This is a genomic window from Gordonia sp. VNK21 (assembly GCF_046098115.1).
Taxonomy (GTDB): domain Bacteria; phylum Actinomycetota; class Actinomycetes; order Mycobacteriales; family Mycobacteriaceae; genus Gordonia.
Map to the genome: position 1 here is coordinate 301,311 of NZ_JBJURU010000001.1, position 20,459 is coordinate 321,769.

Here is a 20,459-nt window from a genome sequence, read left to right on the forward strand (position 1 = left end):
CGGGCGGTACGCGGGGCCGCCGACCGGCTGGTGTTCTTAGCCGCGGGCCGGGAGTCTCCGCGGCCGGTCGAGCCGCTCCGGGCCGCCGGCCGGCCGGACGCGGTGTTCTTGGCGGTGCTGCGGGTGTTCCCCCCGCCGCGTCCGGAGCCTGATCCGGACGTGCGGCTACGCGTGCTTGCATTGGAAGCCATGGGTGTCAGCCTAGTGCCTTCACGCCACAGCAGTCACACCCGCAACACTGTGAGTCCGATTCCTGTGTCGAAATCGAGACGAAAGCGGGCCGGTGGGCGCTCAGATGCCGCGCTCGGCGTGCCGCAGCGCATCGAGGAGCTGCTCGTCACCGGCGTAGGTGAGCTCCACCGGCGCCCGGCCGAAGGCGAAGAGCAGCAGCTCTCCGACGGGGCCTGTCACGGTCAGCGGCTCACCTCGGCCGGCCGTGAGCAGCTCGGCGCCGTCCGGGGTGCGCAGGGTGACCCGGCCGGGCGAGCCGGCGAGCGTGCGCCGGCCGACCATCGTCAGCGGGCGCACCAGTGCCTTCTCCAGACCGGCCGGCAGAGGCCGCGGCCGCCACGGTCCGGCCGGATCGGCGCCGCCGCGCAGCACGTCCTCGTGGTGCACGAACATCTCCGCCAGGTTCACCCAGCGGTCGATCGGCTTCATCGGCGAGTAGAGCGGCGGACCGGTCTCGATCGTCCGGAGCAGATCGTCGAAGTCCCGCTTCCCGGTGGACCGGGACACTCTGGCGGTGTGCTCGGCCAGCGCCGGCACGAAGATCCCGGCCGCCGCATCGGGACGGCCCTCCCGCAGGATCAGGTGCACCGCCAGGTCGCGAACCGTCCAGCCCGTGCACAGGGTGGGTGCGTCCGGGCCGGTCTCCCGCATGGTGTCGACCAGTGCCTGGCGTTCGGTGCGGGCGTAGTTCACTCGGGACACCGGATCAGCTCCCCTCCCCCGGTCCTTCCACCTCGAGCACCGTCGGCACGATCATCGGCCGGCGACGGTAGGTCTGCGCCACCCAGCGGCCCACCACCCGGCGGATGCCCTGGGCGATGCGATGCGAGTCGGTGACGCCGTCGGCGGCGAGCTCCTCGAGGGTGCGGTCGACCAGCGCGGCCGCATCGGTCAGCGCGGTGGGGTCGTCGGAGAAGCCGCGACCGGAGACCGTCGGGGTGCTGACGGCCCGGCCGGTGCCCGGATCGACGGCGACGGTGATGGCGATGAAACCGCCCTCACCGAGCACCAGCCGGTCCGAGAGCGTCGACTCGCCCACATCGCCCACCGACAGGCCGTCGACGTAGACGTGGCCGACCGGCACCTTGCCGGTGATCCGCGCCCGGCCGTCCACCAGGTCGACGATGACGCCGTTCTCGGCGAGCACGATGCGATCGCGCGGCACGCCGGTCGCCTCGGCGAGTGCGGCGTTGGCGCGCAGGTGCCGCCACTCTCCGTGCACCGGCATCACGTTGGACGGCCGCACGGCGTTGTACAGGTAGAGCAGTTCGCCGGCCGAGGCGTGACCGGAGACGTGCACCTTGGCGCTGGCCTGCGTGATGACCGTCGCTCCACGCTTGGCCAGGCCGTTGACCACGGCGAAGACCGAGTTCTCGTTGCCCGGGATGAGCGAGGAGGCCAGCACCACCAGGTCGTCGGCCCGGATGTTGATCTGCCGGTGCTCACCGCGCGCCATCCGGGACAGCGCGGAGAGCGGCTCACCCTGCGAGCCGGTGCTGATCAGCACCAGCCGATGGTCGGGCAGAGTGGCCGCGGTGTCCATGTCCACCACCACGCCGTCCGGCACGTGCAGGTAGCCCAGATCCTGGGCGATCTCCATATTGCGCACCATCGACCGGCCGACGAAGGTCACCCGGCGGCCGTGCCGATGCGCCACGTCGACGATCTGCTGGATGCGGTGCACGTGGCTGGCGAACGAGGCGACGATGACCCGCTGACGGGCCTTGCCGATGACCGTGTCGAGCACCCCGCCGATCTCCCGCTCGGGAGTCACGAAGCCGGGCACCTCGGCGTTGGTGGAGTCCACCAGGAACAGGTCCACGCCCTCGTCGCCGAGCCGGCTGAAGCCGCCCAGATCGGTGAGCCGGTTGTCGAGCGGCAGCTGGTCGAGTTTGATGTCGCCGGTGTGCAGCACGGTTCCCGCGCCGGTGCGGATGGCCACCGCCACCGCATCCGGGATGGAGTGGTTGACCGCGAAGTACTCGCAGTCGAAGGCGCCGTGCGTGATCCGGTCGCCCTCGACGACTTGCACCAGATTCGGGCGCAGCCGGTGCTCGCGACACTTGGCCGCCACCAGTGCGAGGGTGAACCGCGAGCCGACGACGGGGATGTCCGGCCGCATCTTCAGCAGGAAGGGCACCGCGCCGATGTGGTCCTCGTGGCCGTGGGTGAGCACCACGGCGTCGATGTCGTCGACCCGGTTCTCGATGTAGCCGAAGTCCGGCAGGATCAGGTCCACACCGGGCTGCTGATCCTCCGGGAACAGCACGCCGCAGTCCACGATCAGCAGCCTGCCGCCGTATTCGAAGACCGTCATGTTGCGGCCGACCTCGCTGACACCGCCGAGCGCGACCACCCGCAGACCGCCCTTGGCGGGCTTGGGCGGGGCCGGCAGCCGGTCGATCACTTCGCCGGTGACCCCGGCCCCGGTCGCGGCGTCCGAGATCGGATCGTTCTTGGGCGCTCCGGCGCTGGGCGGCCCGGACTTGCGGGCGGCCCGGCGGCGGCGCGGCCGCCCACCGGCGTTCCCGCCCCTGCCGTTGTCACCGGCGCCGTTCTCGCCCTTGCCGTTCGGTGCACCGTTGTTCATCAGCTCACCACTTCCGCGGCACGCAGGTCGGCGAGCAGAGCCTCGATCTGCGGGCCGTCGGCCGGCACCTGCGGCAGCCGCGGAGCGCCCACGTCCAGACCGGTGATCGCGAGCGCGGCCTTGACCATGGTGACGCCGCCGAGGCGCGCCATCGCGTCCACCAAAGGCAGCATCGAGGCGTTGAGCTTGCGCGCCGTGGCCAGATCGCCGGCCAGCACCGCCTCACGCATGGCCTTGAGCCGGTCGGGCACCAGGTGGCCGATCACCGAGACGAAGCCGGTGGCGCCGATCGAGAGCCAGGGCAGGTTGATCGCGTCCTCACCGGAGAGGTACTGCAGATCGGTCTGCTCCATGATCTTGCTGGCCTGGTGCAGGTCGCCCTTGGCGTCCTTGACGGCCTTGATGTTCGGATGCTCGGCCAGCCGCAGGATGGTCTCGGCCTCGATCGGGATCACCGAGCGCGGCGGAATGTCGTAGATCATCATCGGCAGGTCGGTGGCGTCGGCGATGGTGGTGAAGTGCGCCTCCACCCCGCGCTGCGGCGGCTTGGAGTAGTAGGGGGTGACGATGAGCAGGCCGTGCGCACCGGCCTCGGCCGCGTCGCGGGCGCGACGCACCGACTCGGCGGTGTCGTAGCTGCCGGCGCCCTGAATCACCTTGGCGCGGTCGCCGACGGCCGCCAGCACCGTCGTGAGCAGCTCGTTCTTCTCCGGAACGGTGGTGGTCGGCGACTCGCCGGTGGTACCCGACACGACCAGCGAATCGCAGCCCTTGGTCACCAGCTGATCGGCCAGCTCGGCCGCCTTGTCCAGGTCCAGCTTTCCCTCGCGATCGAAGGGGGTGACCATCGCGACGGAGACCGTCCCGAACGGGTAATCGCTATACGTGGAGTCAGCCGGATTCATGCCGATCAGGCTACCTGACACCGGCGACGGACCCGGTGCTCAACCCTCGAAGACGAAGGGCGAGGTGGCCACCTCGCTGCCGTCGGCCAGTTCGGCGATGTCGAAGTCGCCGAATGCGGTGGGTGCCAGCTCTGCCAGCCGCCGCAGGCAGGTGACCGCGAGCTGGCGGATCTCGACGTCGGCGTGCTCGGTGGCCCGCATGCCGATGAAGTGCCGCCAGGCCCGGTAGTTGCCGGTCACCACGATCTTGGTCTCGGTGGCGTTGGGCAGTACCGCGCGAGCCGCCTGCCGGGCCTGCTTGCGGCGCAGGATGGCGTTCGGCACACCCTCGAACTTCGCCTCGAGCCGGGCGAGGAGCTCGGTGTACGCGGCTCGTGCGGCGTCGGTGGCGGCCAGGAACATCGCCTCGAGCTCCTCGTCGCCGCGGATGGCCGGCGGGGCCACCACGTCGGCGTCGTGCTCGGGCACGAAACGCTGCGAGAGCTGCGAGTACGAGAAGTGCCGGTGGCGGATCAGCTCGTGGGTGCACGAGCGCGAGATGCCGGTGATGTAGAAGGTGGCGCTGGCGTGCTCGAACAGCGAGGTGTGCCCCACCTCGAGGACGTGGCGGAGATAACCGGCGTTGGTCGCGGTGCGCGGGTTGGGCTTGTCCCAGCTCTCGTAGCAGGCCCGGCCGGAGAATTCGATCAGCGCCTCACCGCCGTCGGCGTCGGTGGACCACGGCACGTCGGGGGCGGTGAACGACGTCGCAGCCACCAGTTGCACCTTGAGCGGAACCAGCTCGGACACGCACTCCTCCAGACTCTGTCGGTCGCTCCGTCGCCCGGCCGGCGGCGGCACCGGTGCCATTCTCCCCCATCGGCTCGCAGCGATCGGCCCGGGTGCGCGTCCACTCACTCGGACCGCTGTTCGCCGGTCCGTCGACGGATCGTCGGCGAGCCGTCACCGGGACGGTTCATAATGGGATCCTGTGACTTCTCTTCTCAGCCTTCGCCATGCCAGGCCGCACCGCCGCACCGCCGCGCTGACCCTGGCCGCCGCCCTGACCCTGGCCCCCGTCCCGGCCCTGCAGGCCGCTCCCGCCTGGGCCGCACCGTCCACGTCGCCGTCCAGCAGCGCTCCGGCCTTCTCACCGTCGGCGGTCACGCTGCCCGGCACCGTCATCACCCCGGGCCGCGAGATCGGTCTGGCCGGCACCGAGAACACCAGGCTGCTGGCCGGATACCGCGGCGCCGACGGCAAGGTGGTGAACAATCTGCTGCTGCGCAGCGATGCGGTCTCGGACCTGACCGCCTCCGACATCCGCGCCCTGCAGCACCGCAAGCTGGGCCTGATCGTGGATCTGCGCACCGGCCTGGAGCGGGGCCTGCAGCCGGATTCGAAGGTCCCCGGCGCCGCCTGGCTGTCCGCCGACTATCTGGGGGCGCTGCCGCCGACCGCGCTGATCGACCTGAACCAGGCCTACGGCGCCTTCGTCACCGACCCGCACGCGCGGGAGGCGACCGGCAAGGCGCTGCTGGCCATCAAGGACACCACCGCACAGGGCCGCAGCGCGTTGTTCCACTGCAGCGCAGGCAAGGACCGCACCGGCTGGACCGCAGCCGTGCTGCTGACCATTCTGGGGGTGGACCGGGCCACCGTCGACGCCGACTACCTGGCCAGCAATCACTACCGCGGCACCACGGCCGGCGATCCGCTCAACGGGGTGAGCATCGAGCTGCTCAACACCTCGTTCAACGCGGTGACCAAGAGCTACGGCAGTTTTGAGAACTATCTGCACAAGGGCCTCAAGCTCACCGACGCCGATCTGGACGCACTGCGCGCCCAGCTGCTCACCGACGACGTGCGCTGACCGCCTCGGGGGCGGCGTCCACGCCGCCGACTATGGCCGACAGCTTGGCGTAGGTGTCCTCCCAGCCGTGCACCGGGATCGAGTCGATGCCCAGTTCCATGACCGGCCGGTCGTTGCCGCCCTCGTCGAGGCGGTCGCCGAAGAAGAGGATGTCGGAGGCGCTCAGGCCCAGGATCTCCATCAGCCGGCGCGCACCGTAGGCCTTGTCGATGCCTTTGGCGGTGATGTCGACCGAGGTGGAGCCGCCCGACCGGACCTCCAGATCGGGCAGCCGCTGTGCGGCGTAGGCCCGCAGCGACTCCTTCTTGCGGCCGTCCGGATCCCAGGCGGCCTTGGCGTCGACCGGTGCGGACTGCCCCAAGGCGCTGAAGGTGACCTGGCTGCCGCGGTCCTCCAGGATCGGCCCCCAGGTCTGCTCCTCCCAGAGTCCGAGTTCACGGGCGCCCTGCTCGACGACCCGCATCGCGCGGCTCTTCTGATCGTCGGACAGGTCCTCGGCGTACACGGTGTCCCACTGCCCGTCCTGCCAGCGGATGTACCGGGTGCCGTTGGTGGGCATCAGGTGCAGGTTGGCCTTGTCCGGGAAGTCACCGAGCCGGTCGAGGACCTGGGACTGGAACTGCCCGAACTGCCCGCCGGAGATGATGCAGCCGAGCGACGTGCCGAGCATCGCGGTGAACAGGGCCACCATCTCGTCGCTCATCGCGGTCTTGGACGGTGCGAGCGTGTCGTCGAGGTCGAACATGACCAGCGCGTAGGTCTTGCCGTTGTGGGTGAGTCCATCAGCCATGGCGGTGAGCATACGCAAGGGCCTGCCACCGGCGATGCGACCACCCGCCGGGACTGTGCCGGAAATCGCCGCGCGGGTATCGGGCGCGCTTACCATTCGAGCATGGCCCCCACTGCGCGGTTCTCGCGCGTCCACGCCGCCCTGATCGCCGGTCTCGCACTGTCGACAGCCCTGACGTCCGGGTGCACCGTGGACGGCACGGCCGTGCGGGACGCCTCGCTCGACACCACCGTCTCGACGACCACCACCGGGGCCGAGTCCTCGGAGACCGGCACCACCGGCCCCAGCAGCACCACGACCTCGCGTGCCGACGCCGACGACATCACCGGCACCGTCTGGGCGGGAACCGATTCCGACGGCGGCTTCTACACCTTCCGCTTCCAGTCCGGCGGCGCACTGAACTACACCTCCCCCACCGGCACCTGGTCGGCGGCCACCTGGCAGCAGCACGGCACCGCGGTGTACATGGAGATGAACAACCGCTACGCCGAATACCGCGGCGTGATCGACGGCGACACCATGCGCGGCAGCGCCGGCAACATCACCGGCAAGACCTGGACGTGGTCGCTGACCCGGCGCTAACCGTCCGTCAGCACCCAGCCGAACGCCGACGCCTCGGAGCGGGCGCCCTGGGCGGTGCGCGATCGATTCTGCTCTCCCAGGTCGGCGAGCAGTTCCTCACCGGCCCGGACCAGGGTGCCCAGCACCTGCGGGGTCAGGTAGTCCGGCCGGGTGGCGAAGAGCAGATCCTCGGTCGCCGTGTTGCCGCTCGCCCCGGGCGCGAACGGGCAGCCGCCGAGTCCGCCCAGCGCGCCGTCGATCACCTGAGCACCGCCGTCGACGGCGGCCAGGGCGTTGGCCACACCCATGCCCCAGGTGTCGTGCCCGTGGTAGACCAGCCGCCTGCCGGCCGCCGGAGCCGTTGCTGCGGTGAACAATTCACCGACCTGCTGCGGGTGCGCCTGCCCGAGGGTGTCGGCCAGGACCACATCGCAGCTGCCCGCGGTCCGTGGATCGGCGACGATCTCCAGAACCCGATCGGGGTCGACGGGGCCGTCGAACGGGCAGGTGAAGGCGGTCGCCAGGCACAGCTGGATGCGGCCGCCGACGGCCTGCGCCCGGCTCACCGCCTCGGGCATGGCGGCCAGCGAGTCCTCGGCGGTCCGGCCGATGTTGGCCCGGTTGTGCGCGTCGGAGACCGAGAAGCAGTACTGGAAGTTCCGCGCGCCCGCGGCCGCCGCCTTCTCCACATGCCGCGGGGTGGCCACCCAGATCCAGCACCGCTCGAGTTCTTCGGCGGTGAGCAGCCCGATCAGTTCGAGGCTGTTGGCCATCGGGGGCACCAGGTCGCCGCGCGCCATGGAGCCGATCTCCAGTTCCGGGATGCCCGCGGCCAGCAGGGTGCGGGCCAGGCCGGCTTTGCGCTGAGCGTCGAGCAGCTTGCCGGTGAGCTGCAGCCCGTCGCGCAGGGTCACGTCGCGGACGGCGACGGCCGGACTCGCCGCCGGTGCGTTCACGAGCGCTCCCCCTCGCCGGTGCCCGTCTCACGCGAGGCCAGGAAGCGCCGGCGGATCTCGTCGTCGTGTTCGCCGAGGTCGGGACCCAGCCAGCGAATCGGCAGCGAGGTGCCGCCGAGGACCGGCACCACACCGGGGAAGCCGACGCGAGTGGGCCCGGGGGCACCGGCGTCGACGTCGAACTCCTGAATCATGTTGCGCGCCTGGTACTGCGGATCGTCGACGATGTCGGCGGCGGTGTAGATCGGGCCGGCCGGCACCCCGGCCTCCTCCATCACGGCGAGCACCTCCTCGCGGCTGCGCCCGGCGGTCCAGGCGCCGATCGCATCGTCGACCTCGTCGCGCCGGTTCCAGCGGCCGTCGTTGTCGGCCAGCCCCGGATCGCCGGCCAGATCGTCACGGCCGATGGCCCGCATGTAGCGAGCGAAGATCGCATCGTTGTTGCCGGAGATGACCACCGAGAGGCCGTCACCGCAGACATAGGCGTTCGACGGCGAGATGCCCTGCACGCGGCCGCCGGTGCGCTCCCGGCGCACGCCGTAGGCACCGAGGTCCGGGACCAGCGATTCCATCATCGAGAAGATCGCCTCGTGCAGGGCGACGTCGACGATGCGGTCCTGCAGCGGCAGCGGTCCGGCACCCGACCCGGCTGCCTCGTCGCGCCGGCGCAGGCCCTCGTAGAGGGCCATCACGGCCCCGAAGGCGCCGTACAGACCGGCGATCGAGTCGCCGATGGACACTCCGGTGCGTACCGGCGCGCGGTCCGGGTCGCCGATGAGTTCGCGGAAGCCTCCGTAGGCCTCGGCGACGGCGGCGAAGCCCGGGCGCTCCGAGTACGGGCCGGTCTGACCGAAGGCCGAGATCCGCACGAAGACGAGGTCGGGATTGACGTCACTGAGGTCGGCCGGGCCGATGCCCCACTTCTCCAGGGTGCCCGGGCGGAAGTTCTCCACGATCACATCGCAGTGCCGCGCAAGGGCTTTCACGTCTTCCCTGCCCTCGTCGGTGCGCAGGTCGAGGGTGATGGACTTCTTGTTCCGGTTCAGCGTCCGGAAGAGCATCGAGGTCTCACCGGCGTAGAGCCGCCAGTTGCGGAGCTCGTCACCGGTATGCCGCTCGACTTTGATCACCTCGGCACCGAAGTCGGCCAGCAGACGTCCGGCCGTGGGTGCGGCGATGTAGCTGCCCAGTTCGAGCACCCGGATGCCCTCGAGCGGCAGCCGCCGCGATCCCTGCGCCTCCGGTGCGGCGTCTCCGCTGCCGGTCACGGGGCATCCGCAGCGGCCTGCGGATCCAGGACGATACGCACCCTGGTGCCGTCGGCCGTCCGTGTGGCGACAGCGGTGCCCGTGCGTTCGACCCCGTCGAGGGTGATGGTGATCGGACCCGGCTCCGGCTCGAAGTTGCGCCACCAGGTCTTCTGGTCGGGCAGTGCCACCGCCACGAGGACCTCGTCACCGCGGCGCCGGTAGGCCACCACCAGGGAGAAGCGCTTGCCGCTGCGGCGGCCGGTGTAGCTGATCTCGGCCATGGAGCGGCCCAGCAGGCCGCGGAGGCCGGGCAGTCGCAACGCCGGAGCCATCAGCCGGTTGGCCGCGCGGGCGCCCTTCTGGAAAGTGTTCATTACGTCAGCTTAGTGTCGTGGCGCCCTCTCCGCGACGGCCGCCGGACTGCCCGCGGCGGTCGGCGGTGCGGACCCGCGCTCACGGCAGCTGCGCCGCCAGCAGGGTGACCGGCCAGCGGACCCGGCGGGTGCCGCCGCCCCAGCCGGCGGCGAGATCGTCGCGCAGCCGGGTCAGCGACTGTGCATCGCCGGCTTCCCGCGCCCGGCGGGTCGCCGACCAGGTGGTCAGATAGCCGATGAACTGATCGAGCGTCCAGTCGCGTTCGATCACCGGGGACGGCGCGTCGATCCGTGTGAAGGGGAAGTCCAGGGTGGCGTAGGCGGCGTCCACGTGCCGGCGTTCGGGCGGCCAGTACCGGCCGATCTCGTCGGTGTAGAACCGGTCGAAGCGAGCGGCCAGATCGTCGTCGAGGACCACGGCGCCGTAGCTGATCAGCGCCAGCAGTGCGCCCGGGACGGCAACCCGCCGGACCTGCCGGTAGAACGCGTCGAGATCGAACCAGTGCGCGGCCTGGGCCGCCGTCACGGCGGAGACGCTCGCATCGGGGACGGGGAGGTGGTCGGCACCGCCCACCCGGTAGTCGATTCCCGCACCGGGTTCGGCGTGGCCGATCTGGTCGGCGCTCGGATCCACCCCGATCACCTCGTCGAAGTGTGCCGCGAGCTGACGGGTGAACTGCCCGGTGCCGCACCCCACGTCCACGGCTCGCTCGGTGTCCGGTGCCGCCTCCGCGACGAAGCTCGCCACGTCGGCCGGATAGTCGGGCCGGTAGGCGGCGTAATCGTCGCCGCCGGCCGCGAACCACTCCCCGCCTCGTCCTGCGCTGTCAGTCATGGGGCCACGGTACGCCGGGAACGCCTTCGGACTGGATCGACGACCTCAGTGAGCGAGTGCGCGACGCAACCCGGGGGCGAGGTCGCCGCCGTCGGCAACGGCTACCTCGCTCAGTCCCCGCCACGCCGCCATCGCGCGCAGATCAGCGGCCAGCGCGCCGGCCACCCGGCCGATGTCCGCCCCTGGCTCGTGGTGGGCCGAAAGTACCTGCAGCACACCGGAACCGCGGTCGGCCTTGAGGTCCACCCGGCCCACGAGTGCACCGTCGAGCAGATATGGCAGCACGTAATAGCCGTGCACCCGCTTATGCGCGGGCGTGTAGATCTCCAGCCGGTACCGGAAGCCGAAGAGGCGTTCGGTGCGCGGCCGGCTGAAGACCAGCGGGTCGAACGGCGAGAGCAGCGCCGACCGTCCGGTGCTCCGCGGCACCCGCGCCGCGGTGTGCAGGTAGGCGCGATCTGCCCAGCCGTCCACCTGAACGGCGCTGACGGTGCCCTCGTCGAGCAGGTCGCCGAGCACGCCGCGCACCTGCCGGCCGGTGAGCCGGTAGTAGTCGGCCAGGTCGGCGACCGTGGCCACCCCGTGCGCGGCCGCGGCACGCCGGACCAGTTCCCGGACGGCGTCGGTCTCGTCGACGTCGGCCCCGCTCAGATCGTCGCCGAGGACGCGTTCGGCCAGGTCGTAGTGCCGGACGAAGCGTTCGTCGCGGACCGCGGAGAGCGTGCCGGCGGCGAACAGCGCCTCGCACACATGCTTCACCTCACCGCGCATCCACCAGCTGCCCTTCGTGGCGGCCGGACGGACGATGCCGAGCTCCTCCTCGAGCTGCCTAGGCGTGCGGGCGCCGGCGCCGGAGATCACCGCGAGCACGTCGTCGATCAGGGATCGGTTGTCGCGCAGCACATCCCGGGTGTGCCGCCAGCGGCCGTCCGCGAACTCACGCATCCGCCAGCGGAACAGGGGCCAGTCGCCGACCGGAATGAGGGCGGCCTCGTGCGCCCAGTATTCGACCAGCAGCCTCGGTGAACGTCCCGCGGGGCGCCAGGCCGCACGGTCGAGCAGCGCCTCGTCGTAGCCGCCGATCCGGCTGAACACGGGCACGTAGTGGGCGCGGGCCAGAACGTTCACCGAGTCCATCTGCAGCAGACGGGTGCGTCCGATCACCCGGCGCAGATGGGCCCGGTTCGGTACGGCGGTCGGCGGCCGGTCGGTGAAACCCTGGGCGGCGAGCGCGATCCGCCGGGCCGCCCCGAGGGAGAGATCGGCGCTCAACGGTTGCGGTAGTCGATCCGCCGGTAGTCGACGAAGCGGTACAGCGTGCCGGTGCGCGAGTACTGCCACTGGCCCACCTGGTGCGCCTCCCAGCGGTCCAGATCGATCGGCGGCGCGAAGGCATCCGCGGCGTCCACCAGGACATCGATCTCGGTGACCCGCAGCTCGTCGGCGTGTTCGAGGGCGGCGGTGTAGATCTCGCTGCCGCCGATCACCGCGGCGACCCGGCCGGTCAGCTCCAGGGCGGCCTCGAGTCCGGCGGCCACTTCGGCGCCCTCGGCCCAATAGCCGGCCGCCCGGGTGAGCACGATGTTGCGGCGCTGCGGAAGCGGCCGGAAGCGCGCGGGCAGCGACTCCCACGTCTTGCGGCCCATGATCACCGCACCGGTGCCGGTGAGCTCTTTGAACCGTGCCATGTCCTCGGGCACCGACCACGGAATGGTGCCGGCCCGGCCGATCGCCCCCACCCGGTCCTGTGCCCAGACCAGAACGATGCTCATCGCATTCTCCTAGACCGCCACCGGGGCCTTGATCCCCGGATGGCTCTGATAGCCGACCACCTGCACATCGTCATAGTCGTAGTCGAAGATCGAACCCGCCTTGCGCAGCTGCAGCGTGGGATACGGATACGGCTCGCGGCTGAGCTGCTCGCGGACCTGATCGACGTGGTTGTCGTAGATGTGGCAGTCCCCGCCGGTCCACACGAAGTCGCCCGCCTCCAGGCCGGCCTGCTGGGCCATCATGTGAGTGAGCAGCGCATACGAGGCGATGTTGAACGGGACGCCCAGGAACAGGTCGGCGCTGCGCTGATACAGCTGGCACGACAGTCTGCCGTCCGCGACGTAGAACTGGAAGAAGGCGTGGCACGGCGGCAGCGCCATCTGCGGGATCTCCCCCACATTCCACGCGGAGACGATGTTGCGGCGCGAGTCCGGATCGGTGGTGAGCAGATCCAGGGCGGCGGCGATCTGATCGATGTGCTCCCCGCCCGGGGTGGGCCAGCTGCGCCACTGGACGCCGTAGACCGGGCCCAGGTCGCCGTTCGCGTCGGCCCACTCGTCCCAGATGCTCACACCCCGCTCCTGCAGCCAGCGGACGTTGGCGTCGCCGCGCAGGAACCAGAGCAGCTCGTACACGATGGACTTGAGGTGCACCTTCTTGGTGGTGATCAGCGGGAAGCCCTCGCTCAGGTCGTAGCGCAACTGATGTCCGAAGATGCTGCGGGTGCCGGTCCCGGTGCGGTCGGCCTTGGGTGTGCCGGACTCGAGCACCAGCGCCAGCAGGTCCTCGTACGGCGTGGGGATGGGCGTGCTCACGCCGCCGAGTCTACTGACCGGCGAGCCGCGGCGCGGGTGCCGCGCGGCGACCACTGTCAGGGCTGCCGGGAGCTGCCGTCGCCGAAGCGGACGTCGAGGACGTCGATCGCGGTGCGCACCGGTTCGCCGGCCGGGCGGATGCCGCGTTCGGCGAGCACCGGACCGACCGCGGGGTGCACGACGCTCGCGAACGCGGCGTCACAGGCCTGCTCGGACTCCCAGACGTCGAGATAGGATACCGCCCCACCCTCGTCCCGGATCGCCAGGTGCACGATCAGTCCGGGCATCGGGGTCCGCCCCATCCGCCCGATGATGTCGGCGTAGGCCTCTGCGTCGACGGGAACGTCTTGCGTCCATGCATAGAACGTCATCACGGACTCCTTCATCGTATCGATCGAAGTTGCGAGATTTCATCCGAAGCACTATCGGATTAATTCCCACGGTTCTAGACTAGAACCGATGGAGAAGCCGGTCAACACCCAGACTTCTGCTGTTTCAGCAGTTCAGAGCCCCCGCCGCTACGACTCCACCAGGCGGCGGGCCGCGGCCGCGGCACGACGCACGCGGATCCTCGATGCCGCTCGCGAGTGTTTTGTGTCCAAGGGCTACGCAGCCACCACCATCGCCTCGATCGCCGCCGTCGCCGACGTCGCTCCCGACACCGTCTACACACTGGTCGGCCGTAAAGCCGAGGTCTTCGCGGAACTGATCGAGCTGGCCCTGTCGGGCACCGATCATCCGGTCCCGGGTGCCCAGCGCGACTATGCGGTACGGATGCGGGCGGCGCCGACGGCCCGCGAGAAGCTGACGATCTACGCCGACGCGATCACCGGTCTGCAGGGCCGCCTGGCACCGCTGTTTCTGGTACTGCGCGATGCGGCCGCGGCCGACGACGAACTGCGTGCGCTGTGGGAGTCGATCACCGCGCGGCGGGCACGCAATATGCGGCTGCTGGCGGCGGACCTGGCCACCACCGGCGAACTACGCGACGATCTGACGCTCGACGAAGCGGCCGACGTCATCTGGACGATGAACAGTTCCGAGTACTACGCGATGCTCGTCCTGGACCGCGGCTGGCCGGTCGCGAGGTTCCGCGACTGGCTCATCGACAGCTGGTGCCGGCTGCTGCTCGGGTGACGGCTCCCCGTGCGGCGCCGGCGCGGGGCTCTGCCGCCGGCGGCGTGCTACTGCACCATCGGCGGCCACTCCACCGCACTGCCGGCGGCCGGCAGCGCGGCCTGCGGGCCGGTGATCGGCGCGGTGAGTGAGACGATGTCGTCGGGCAGCTCGTCGGGATCCGGACAGCATTCGGCGCGCCGGCCGGCCAGCGGCGCGGTGTCCGCGGCCACCGTGTCCTCGATCCGCGCCGCGGCGACCTGCTCGGCGGCCAGTTCCGCGTACAGTCCACCGGCGGCCATCAACTCGCGATGGGTTCCGGATTCGACGATCCGGCCGGCGTCGATCACGAAGATCACGTCGGCGTCGACGATCGTGGACAGCCGGTGGGCCACGGTGACCGTGGTGCGCCCGTGTGCCACCTGGTCGAGGGCTTCCTGCACCACCCGTTCGGAGACGGTGTCGAGCGCGGAGGTGGCCTCGTCGAGCAGCAGCACCGGCGGATCCTTGAGCAGCACCCGCGCGATGGCGATGCGCTGCTTCTCGCCGCCGGAGAGCCGGTAGCCGCGCTCCCCGACCACCGTGTCGTAGCCGTTCTCGAAGCCGGCGATGATGTGGTGGATGTTGACGGCCGCGCAGGCACGCACCAGTTCGTCGTCGGTGGCATCGGGTCGGGCGTAGCGCAGGTTCTCGGCGATCGTCGCATGGAACAGGTAGGTCTCCTGCGAGACGATGCCCACCTCGTCGATGATCGACGCCGCCGTGAGGGCTTTCACGTCGGCGCCGGCGAAGCGCACGGTGCCGGCGCTCGCGTCATAGAGCCGCGGCGCCAGATACAGGATGGTCGACTTGCCGGAGCCGGACGGACCGACCAGCGCGACGTGCTGCCCGGGTTCGACCCGGAAGCTGACCCGGTCCAAGGTGGGCCGGCTCGCCGGGTCGGCGTCCGGGAACCGGAAGGTGACCTCGTCGAATTCGAGGGCGCCGCGCGGACCGGGCGCGTGCGCGGCGTCGACGGCGCCGGGAGCATCCTGGATCTGCGGCACCAGGTCGAGGTATTCGAAGATGCGCGCGAACAGCGCCCGGGAGGTCTGCACCTCCAGGGCCACCCGCATGAGCGAGACCAGCGGCTGCAGCAGCCGGGCCTGTACCGTGGTGAAGGCGACGATGGCACCGGCGGTGATTCCGGAGCCCGGCTCCCCTGTGAGCATCCACCCGGCCACCAGGTAGATCACCGCTGGCACCGACGACATCAGCACCTGGACCACGGCGAAGAAGCCCAGGCCGCTCATCGCCCGTTTGATCTGCAGCCGGATCTGGTTGGCGTTCTCGGCCTGGTAGCGGACCGATTCGGTGCGTTGCCGGTTGAACGATTTGGAGAGCAGGATCCCGGACACGCTCAGGGTCTCCTGGGTGATGGAGGTCAGCTCCGACAGCGACTCCTGGGTCTGTGCCGCGATGCGGGCGCGCACCCTGCCCACCCGACGCTGCACCAGTACCAGCACCGGCATGATCACCACCGACACGATCGTCAGCCGCCAGTCGATCAGGATCATCGCCACCAGCGAGGCGATCACGGTGACCACATTGCCGAGGATCGAGGTGACCGTGGAGGTGAGCACCCCGGACACGCCGCCGACGTCGTTCTGCAGCCGCGACTGGATCACCCCGGTCTTGGTGCGGGTGAAGAAGCCCAGTTCCATCGACTGCAGGTGCTCGAAGAGCCGCACCCGCAGGTCGCCGGTGATCTTGTTGCCGATGGTGGAGGTGAGCCAGGTCTGGACGACGTTGAGCAGGGCCGAGAGCAGATACAGGCCGACCATCGCCAGTACCAGCTGCCACAGCAGCGACATCGACGGCTCGCCGTCCTTCGGGAACAGGGCCGAGTCGAAGACCCGCTCCACCAGCAGCGGCGGTATCACGGCGATCGCCGCAGAGACCACCACGATCAGGCAGGTCAGCAGGATCTGCGCGCGGTAGGGGGCGAACAGCGCCACGGTGCGCCGGCCCAGATTCTCGATCGCCGGCGCCGCGGCGTTCTGCTTGCGCAGGGTCGCCTCGTCGGCGCCGCGCGTCACTCCGCGCCCGCCGCCCATTCCGCCACCCGGTCCGGTCATGTCTGCGACGATACGGCCCTCCGTAGACTCTCATGCCATGACCAGCATCGCTGCGGTCCGCCGACGACTCGTGAGAGGCGGGCTCCGGTGACCGATATGGATCTGACCGGACTGGGTGTTCAGGACCTGCTCCGGCTCGAGGCCGCCATCAACACCGAGTTGCGCCGCCGCGGGCTGGTGCGCACGAGCAACAAACCGCTCGGCGACGTCGCCGAAGCCGTAGTGCACGCGGCGCGGGGCGGCGTGCTGGAACCCAACAGCACCAAGTCGCACGACATCACCACGCCCGACGGCCGGCGGATCCAGGTCAAGGCGATGGGGGTGCGGTCGGCGGGAGCCGCAGCGAAGTTCAGCCCCTTCCGCTCGACCGACTTCACGACCGCCGTCTTCCTCGTCTTCGACCGCGACTTCGACCTGACCGAGGCTCGCGAGGTCACCGCCTCCGACATCGAACAGACCCGGCTGGTCGCCCATATCAACGGCCGTCAGCCCTCGCTGAGCTGGGTGCGCTCCGTCGGCACCGATGTCACGGCCGAGATGCAGCAGGCCTGGCGCACCGTCGACGCCATCAGCGCGCCGTGATCGCAGCCGAGCATTCAGGCCTCCATCAGCCCAGACACTCACGGTCGTCCCGCCGGCACCCGTGAGTAGCCGTGGACTATCCCCAATCCACCGACGCACATTGCGTTTATTTCGATTAGTGGCAGACTGACTATATGAGCACTGCTACCACATCGCGCAGAAAGAGAACGTTCTTACCTCCGACAAAGGCCACCGACCTCGACGCCCTCACGGACCTGTCGACGTTCCTCGACGATCACGACGAGCCCGCCGCCCTTGTTGGTCCTGACGGGGAGAGGATCACCCTCCCGTTGGAGGTCTACCGCACGCTGGCTCAGATCGTGGAAGCCATGCGTGCGCGCCGCGCAGTCGTTGTCGCTCCCGTCGATCAGAAGCTCTCGACACAGGAGGCAGCCGACTACCTCGGTGTCAGCCGGCCCACGCTTATCAAACTGCTGGAGGCCGGGAGAATCCCGCACGAGACCGTCGAAGGTAGTCGTCACCGGCGCGTGGAGTTGGGCGACCTGCTCGACTATCAGTCACAGCGCGCACTCGAGCGACGCGAGGCGCTGCAAGCGCTCGTGGCTGACGCCGAGGCGAGCGACCTGTACGACGTGTCCGCCGAGGACTACCGCGCCGCCATCCGCACCGCTCGCCACGAGCTCGCCGAGGAGCGCAAAGGGTAGTGGCAGGGTTTCGCGTGGTGCTCGACGCGTGTGTTCTGGTGCCGATCCACAAAGTCGATCTGCTCCTCGCATTCGCTGAGCAACGGGCATATTTCCCACTGTGGAGCGACCGCATCATGGACGAGACCGTGCGCGGTATCCACCTGGCAACAAAGGGTCGGGTCTCCGAGGAGCGGGCCCGCACTCGGGTCTATGCCATGAACGATGCGTTCGAGGACGCCCGGGTGGAAGGATGGGAGCCGCTCGAATCGGCGATCACCGGCATGCCCGACCCCGACGACCGCCACGTAGTCGCAGCAGCGGTGAGGGGCCATGCATCGGCAATCGTCACCGACAACACCAAGGACTTCCCGGAGACAGTTCTGGAGCCGCTGGGGCTGCACACGCGCAGCTCCGACCGGTTCCTCTTGGACCTGCTCCACCGCCACCCCGCACGAGCAGTCGCCTGCGTAGCCCAAACCGCAGATAAGCGTGGTCACCCGCCGGTGACCACGGAGGGATTCCTCGAAGCTCTCTCCGCCTCCGGCGCAAAGGGTTTCGTCCGCGAGATCGCGCCCTATTTCGAATCAGGGAACTGAGCACACCAAGGCACCACGGCCTCAGGGTCCATTCACATCGCCGCTTGGGCACAGCGCACACCGGCGAGGCCACGGCAGCCAGCTCTACGGCTCAGGCCTCCATCAGCCCGGCAGCGACGGTCGCGCCGAGTTCCCAGCAGGCCTGCAGCTCGTCCTTGCCCGGCTTACCCGAGACCACGACGTTCTCGGTGGCCTTCTCCCAGCCCAGGCCGGTGGTGATGGAGTCCACGGCTCGCTCGGCGCCTTCGCCGCCCTCGTTGGCGTGCAGATAGAGCCCGAACGGACGACCCCGGGTGGAGTCGAGGATCTGATAGTACGAACAGTCGAAGGCGTGTTTGAGCGCCCCCGAGATGTAGCCGAGGTTCGCCGGACTGCCGAGCACGTAGCCGTCGGCCGCCAGGAAGTCCGAGGCCGTCACGGCCAGCGCGGCGCGCCGAACCACCTGCACCCCTTCGATATCCGGATCGCTGGCTCCCTCGATCACCGCCTCGAACATCGCCTGGCAGTGCGGCGAGGGCGTGTGGTGCACGATCAGCAGCGTCGCCGGCATCAGATGCTCCCGGCCGTCCCGGGTACGCGCGTCGCCCGATACTGTTCACCGGCCCGGCGCATCATCTCCCGGGCCCGGCTCCGGTCGCCGGCGTAGTCGTAGGCGCGGGCGATCCGGTAGGTGCGCACCCAATCCGACGGGTCGGCCTCCCACTCCTCCTTGATCTGAGCGAACAGCTCATCGGCGGCATGACGCTCGATGCGGCCGGACGGGCGCCGCGGCAGATCGTCCACGTCCACCTCCCGGCCCAGCTCCTGCACCGCCGCGGCCATACGCTGATGCTCGATCCCCGAGCGCAGCGTCTGGACGATCATCCACAGACCCAGCACGGCCAGCACCACCACCCCGACGCCGATGCCCACGCCCACCGCGCCGCCGGCGGCGAAGAGCTTCACCGCGAGCCAGACGAGCAGCCCCAGGTACATCAGGGTGGCGACGACGAAGAAGCCGATCATCCAGATGATCGGGCGCGCGTCCTTGCGTTTGGCGGCCACCGGGTCAGAGATCCATCAGGGCTTCCAGGCCCACGGTCAGGCCGGGCCGGCCGCCGATCTCCCGGACGCCGAGCAGCACACCGGGCACGAACGAGGTGCGGTCGATCGAATCGTGACGGATGGTCAGCGTCTCTCCCTGCGTACCGAAGAGCACCTCCTGGTGGGCCACCAGCCCGGCCAGCCGCACCGAATGAACGCGGACGCCGTCGACGTCGGCACCGCGGGCACCCTCGAGGCCCGTCGACGTGGCATCGGGCATCGGCGCGCAGCCTGCCTCGGCACGGGCCGCGGCGATCAGGGCCGCGGTGCGCCCGGCGGTACCCGACGGCGCATCGGCCTTATGCGGGTGGTGCAGCTCGACCACCTCGACCGAATCGAAGAACCGGGCGGCCTGCTGAGCGAAATGCATGGAGAGCACGGCGCCGATGGCGAAGTTCGGTGCGATGAGCACCCCGACGCCCGGCTTCTCGGCCAGCCACGAGCGCACCGTCTCGAGCCGTTCGTCGGTGAATCCGGTGGTGCCGACGACGGCGTGAATCCCGTTGTCGATCAAGAACTTCAGATTGTCCATCACGGCATCCGGGTGGGTGAAGTCGACGACCACCTCGGTCCCGGTCTGTACCAGAGCGGCCGGGTCGTCACCGGCGTCCACACCGACGGTGAACTCGGTGCCTTCGGCCTCCTGCACACCGGCGACGATGGCCTGACCCACCTTGCCCCTGCTGCCGAACACCCCGACCTTGATCGCGGCCGTGCCATTGCTCATCTGGTGTCACCTCTCGCCGAAGAACCGATGGGCCGGAGCACGGCCCGCTCCTCAAGTCTAGGGGGTGCCTGCGCAGCCCGGGCCCGCCGGATCGTCGGCCAGCTGGCGGCCGTAGACGTCGACGAATTCCTCCACCAGTTCCACCAGGCGCAGCGCGGCGTCCGCGCCCATCTCGGCCATCGCCAGGTCGATCAATTCCAGGGCACGGGCCGCCGCCCGCTCGAATGCCGCCCGCCCCTCCGGTGTGACGTCGACGCGATAGGCGCTCGACCCGCGCACCCGCGCCTTGCTCAGCAGGCCGGCGTCGACGGCGCACGAAACCTGCCGGCTGACCGTCGAACGCTCCAGCCCCACCGCCTCGGTCACCTCGGCCAGCGTCATCGACCCGTCCTGAACGAGCAACCAGAGCAGACGCATGTCCGCCGCCCCGACATCGGCGAAGCCCGGCCGGTGCCGCCGGAAGGCGACCATCCGCCCCAGCGCCGCGCCCAGCCGCCGCGCCGGCGAGAGTTCGGCCACCTCCGGGTGATCGCATCTCGCGTCGTCCTCAACCGTCATCTTCGTCACTCTCGTGGATCGTCATTCGTCCTGCGACCGTCGGATGTGTAGGCTACACAAGTCGCACTGTGCAGAATACACAATCTATCTACTAGGACAAA

24 protein-coding genes are annotated in these 20,459 nt (G+C 69.9%); 6 read left to right on the forward strand and 18 right to left on the reverse strand.

The features are described 5' to 3' along the window. Positions 1-291: 291 nt before the first annotated feature. Genes ACJMNC_RS01520 through thyX form a run of 4 tightly spaced genes read right to left on the reverse strand, consistent with a single transcriptional unit; the run spans position 292 to position 4,515 of the window. Entirely contained in the window at positions 292-924 is a 633-nt protein-coding gene (locus tag ACJMNC_RS01520) for a TIGR03085 family metal-binding protein (RefSeq protein ID WP_408946455.1), read from the reverse strand. 13 nt (positions 925-937) lie between these two features. Next, the gene (locus ACJMNC_RS01525) at positions 938-2,821 is read right to left on the reverse strand and encodes a ribonuclease J (protein WP_408946185.1); all 1,884 of its coding nucleotides are present in this window, start codon (positions 2,819-2,821) and stop codon (positions 938-940) included. After that, positions 2,821-3,726 carry a 4-hydroxy-tetrahydrodipicolinate synthase gene (gene dapA, locus ACJMNC_RS01530; protein ID WP_408946186.1) on the reverse strand — a complete coding sequence of 302 codons (906 nt, stop codon included), beginning with the start codon at positions 3,724-3,726 and terminating at the stop codon, positions 2,821-2,823. The genes ACJMNC_RS01525 and dapA overlap by 1 nt, the downstream gene beginning before the upstream one ends. A gap of 39 nt (positions 3,727-3,765) precedes the next feature. Then, positions 3,766-4,515 carry an FAD-dependent thymidylate synthase gene (thyX, locus tag ACJMNC_RS01535; protein WP_408946187.1) on the reverse strand — a complete coding sequence of 250 codons (750 nt, stop codon included), beginning with the start codon at positions 4,513-4,515 and terminating at the stop codon, positions 3,766-3,768. A gap of 181 nt (positions 4,516-4,696) precedes the next feature. Between thyX and ACJMNC_RS01540 the strand changes: the two genes are divergently transcribed. Next, entirely contained in the window at positions 4,697-5,578 is an 882-nt protein-coding gene (locus ACJMNC_RS01540) for a tyrosine-protein phosphatase (RefSeq protein ID WP_408946188.1), read from the forward strand. Here the strand turns inward: ACJMNC_RS01540 and ACJMNC_RS01545 are convergent. Then, positions 5,559-6,368, reverse strand: a complete 810-nt coding sequence (locus ACJMNC_RS01545; RefSeq protein ID WP_408946189.1) for an HAD-IIB family hydrolase — start codon at positions 6,366-6,368, stop codon at positions 5,559-5,561. The two genes, ACJMNC_RS01540 and ACJMNC_RS01545, sit on opposite strands and share 20 nt — an antisense overlap. A gap of 102 nt (positions 6,369-6,470) precedes the next feature. Between ACJMNC_RS01545 and ACJMNC_RS01550 the strand changes: the two genes are divergently transcribed. Continuing rightward, positions 6,471-6,950, forward strand: a complete 480-nt coding sequence (locus tag ACJMNC_RS01550; RefSeq protein WP_408946190.1) for a hypothetical protein — start codon at positions 6,471-6,473, stop codon at positions 6,948-6,950. Here the strand turns inward: ACJMNC_RS01550 and ACJMNC_RS01555 are convergent. From ACJMNC_RS01555 to ACJMNC_RS01590, 8 genes are all read right to left on the reverse strand, one after another. Beyond that, on the reverse strand, positions 6,947-7,885 hold the full coding sequence (locus tag ACJMNC_RS01555; protein ID WP_408946191.1) for a hydroxymethylglutaryl-CoA lyase: 939 nt from the start codon (positions 7,883-7,885) through the stop codon (positions 6,947-6,949). The genes ACJMNC_RS01550 and ACJMNC_RS01555 overlap by 4 nt on opposite strands. After that, positions 7,882-9,153 carry a CaiB/BaiF CoA transferase family protein gene (locus ACJMNC_RS01560; protein WP_408946192.1) on the reverse strand — a complete coding sequence of 424 codons (1,272 nt, stop codon included), beginning with the start codon at positions 9,151-9,153 and terminating at the stop codon, positions 7,882-7,884. The genes ACJMNC_RS01555 and ACJMNC_RS01560 overlap by 4 nt, the downstream gene beginning before the upstream one ends. Next, entirely contained in the window at positions 9,150-9,509 is a 360-nt protein-coding gene (locus ACJMNC_RS01565; protein ID WP_408946193.1) for a hypothetical protein, read from the reverse strand. The genes ACJMNC_RS01560 and ACJMNC_RS01565 overlap by 4 nt, the downstream gene beginning before the upstream one ends. Positions 9,510-9,588: 79 nt before the next feature. After that, positions 9,589-10,344, reverse strand: a complete 756-nt coding sequence (locus ACJMNC_RS01570) for a class I SAM-dependent methyltransferase (protein WP_408946194.1) — start codon at positions 10,342-10,344, stop codon at positions 9,589-9,591. Between the two features lie 45 nt (positions 10,345-10,389). Next, positions 10,390-11,616, reverse strand: a complete 1,227-nt coding sequence (locus ACJMNC_RS01575; RefSeq protein WP_408946195.1) for a winged helix-turn-helix domain-containing protein — start codon at positions 11,614-11,616, stop codon at positions 10,390-10,392. Continuing rightward, a complete protein-coding gene (locus ACJMNC_RS01580) occupies positions 11,613-12,116 on the reverse strand; it encodes a dihydrofolate reductase (RefSeq protein WP_408946196.1) in 504 nt (167 codons plus the stop codon). Before ACJMNC_RS01580 ends, ACJMNC_RS01575 begins: the two co-directional genes overlap by 4 nt. A 9-nt stretch (positions 12,117-12,125) precedes the next feature. Next, the gene (locus ACJMNC_RS01585; protein WP_408946197.1) at positions 12,126-12,932 is read right to left on the reverse strand and encodes a thymidylate synthase; all 807 of its coding nucleotides are present in this window, start codon (positions 12,930-12,932) and stop codon (positions 12,126-12,128) included. A gap of 56 nt (positions 12,933-12,988) precedes the next feature. Then, a complete protein-coding gene (locus tag ACJMNC_RS01590) occupies positions 12,989-13,303 on the reverse strand; it encodes a hypothetical protein (protein ID WP_408946198.1) in 315 nt (104 codons plus the stop codon). Positions 13,304-13,391: 88 nt separating this feature from the next. Here ACJMNC_RS01590 and ACJMNC_RS01595 point away from each other — a divergent pair, with 88 nt between their 5' ends. Then, positions 13,392-14,069, forward strand: coding sequence for a TetR/AcrR family transcriptional regulator (locus tag ACJMNC_RS01595; protein WP_408946199.1), 678 nt, complete (start codon positions 13,392-13,394; stop codon positions 14,067-14,069). Between the two features lie 47 nt (positions 14,070-14,116). Here the strand turns inward: ACJMNC_RS01595 and ACJMNC_RS01600 are convergent, their stop codons facing one another. Then, complete coding sequence (locus tag ACJMNC_RS01600; protein ID WP_408946200.1) at positions 14,117-16,165, reverse strand: ABC transporter ATP-binding protein; 2,049 nt, start codon at positions 16,163-16,165, stop codon at positions 14,117-14,119. A 96-nt stretch (positions 16,166-16,261) separates the two neighbouring features. Between ACJMNC_RS01600 and ACJMNC_RS01605 the strand changes: the two genes are divergently transcribed. From ACJMNC_RS01605 to ACJMNC_RS01615, 3 genes are all read left to right on the forward strand, one after another. Continuing rightward, positions 16,262-16,747: a DUF6998 domain-containing protein gene (locus ACJMNC_RS01605; protein ID WP_408946456.1), complete on the forward strand. Its 486-nt coding sequence runs from the start codon at positions 16,262-16,264 to the stop codon at positions 16,745-16,747. Positions 16,748-16,881: 134 nt separating this feature from the next. Beyond that, a complete protein-coding gene (locus ACJMNC_RS01610) occupies positions 16,882-17,412 on the forward strand; it encodes an excisionase family DNA-binding protein (protein ID WP_408946201.1) in 531 nt (176 codons plus the stop codon). Next, positions 17,412-17,990, forward strand: coding sequence for a PIN domain-containing protein (locus tag ACJMNC_RS01615; RefSeq protein WP_408946202.1), 579 nt, complete (start codon positions 17,412-17,414; stop codon positions 17,988-17,990). Before ACJMNC_RS01610 ends, ACJMNC_RS01615 begins: the two co-directional genes overlap by 1 nt. A gap of 91 nt (positions 17,991-18,081) precedes the next feature. On the opposite strand, the gene ACJMNC_RS01620 is transcribed toward ACJMNC_RS01615, so the two are convergent. From ACJMNC_RS01620 to ACJMNC_RS01635, 4 genes are all read right to left on the reverse strand, one after another. After that, positions 18,082-18,540 carry a flavodoxin family protein gene (locus tag ACJMNC_RS01620; protein ID WP_408946203.1) on the reverse strand — a complete coding sequence of 153 codons (459 nt, stop codon included), beginning with the start codon at positions 18,538-18,540 and terminating at the stop codon, positions 18,082-18,084. Beyond that, on the reverse strand, positions 18,540-19,034 hold the full coding sequence (locus ACJMNC_RS01625; RefSeq protein WP_408946204.1) for a hypothetical protein: 495 nt from the start codon (positions 19,032-19,034) through the stop codon (positions 18,540-18,542). The genes ACJMNC_RS01620 and ACJMNC_RS01625 overlap by 1 nt, the downstream gene beginning before the upstream one ends. Positions 19,035-19,038: 4 nt before the next feature. Then, a complete protein-coding gene (gene dapB, locus ACJMNC_RS01630; protein WP_408946457.1) occupies positions 19,039-19,779 on the reverse strand; it encodes a 4-hydroxy-tetrahydrodipicolinate reductase in 741 nt (246 codons plus the stop codon). A 78-nt stretch (positions 19,780-19,857) separates the two neighbouring features. Beyond that, on the reverse strand, positions 19,858-20,358 hold the full coding sequence (locus tag ACJMNC_RS01635) for a winged helix-turn-helix transcriptional regulator (RefSeq protein ID WP_408946205.1): 501 nt from the start codon (positions 20,356-20,358) through the stop codon (positions 19,858-19,860). Between the last annotated feature and the right edge of the window lie 101 nt (positions 20,359-20,459).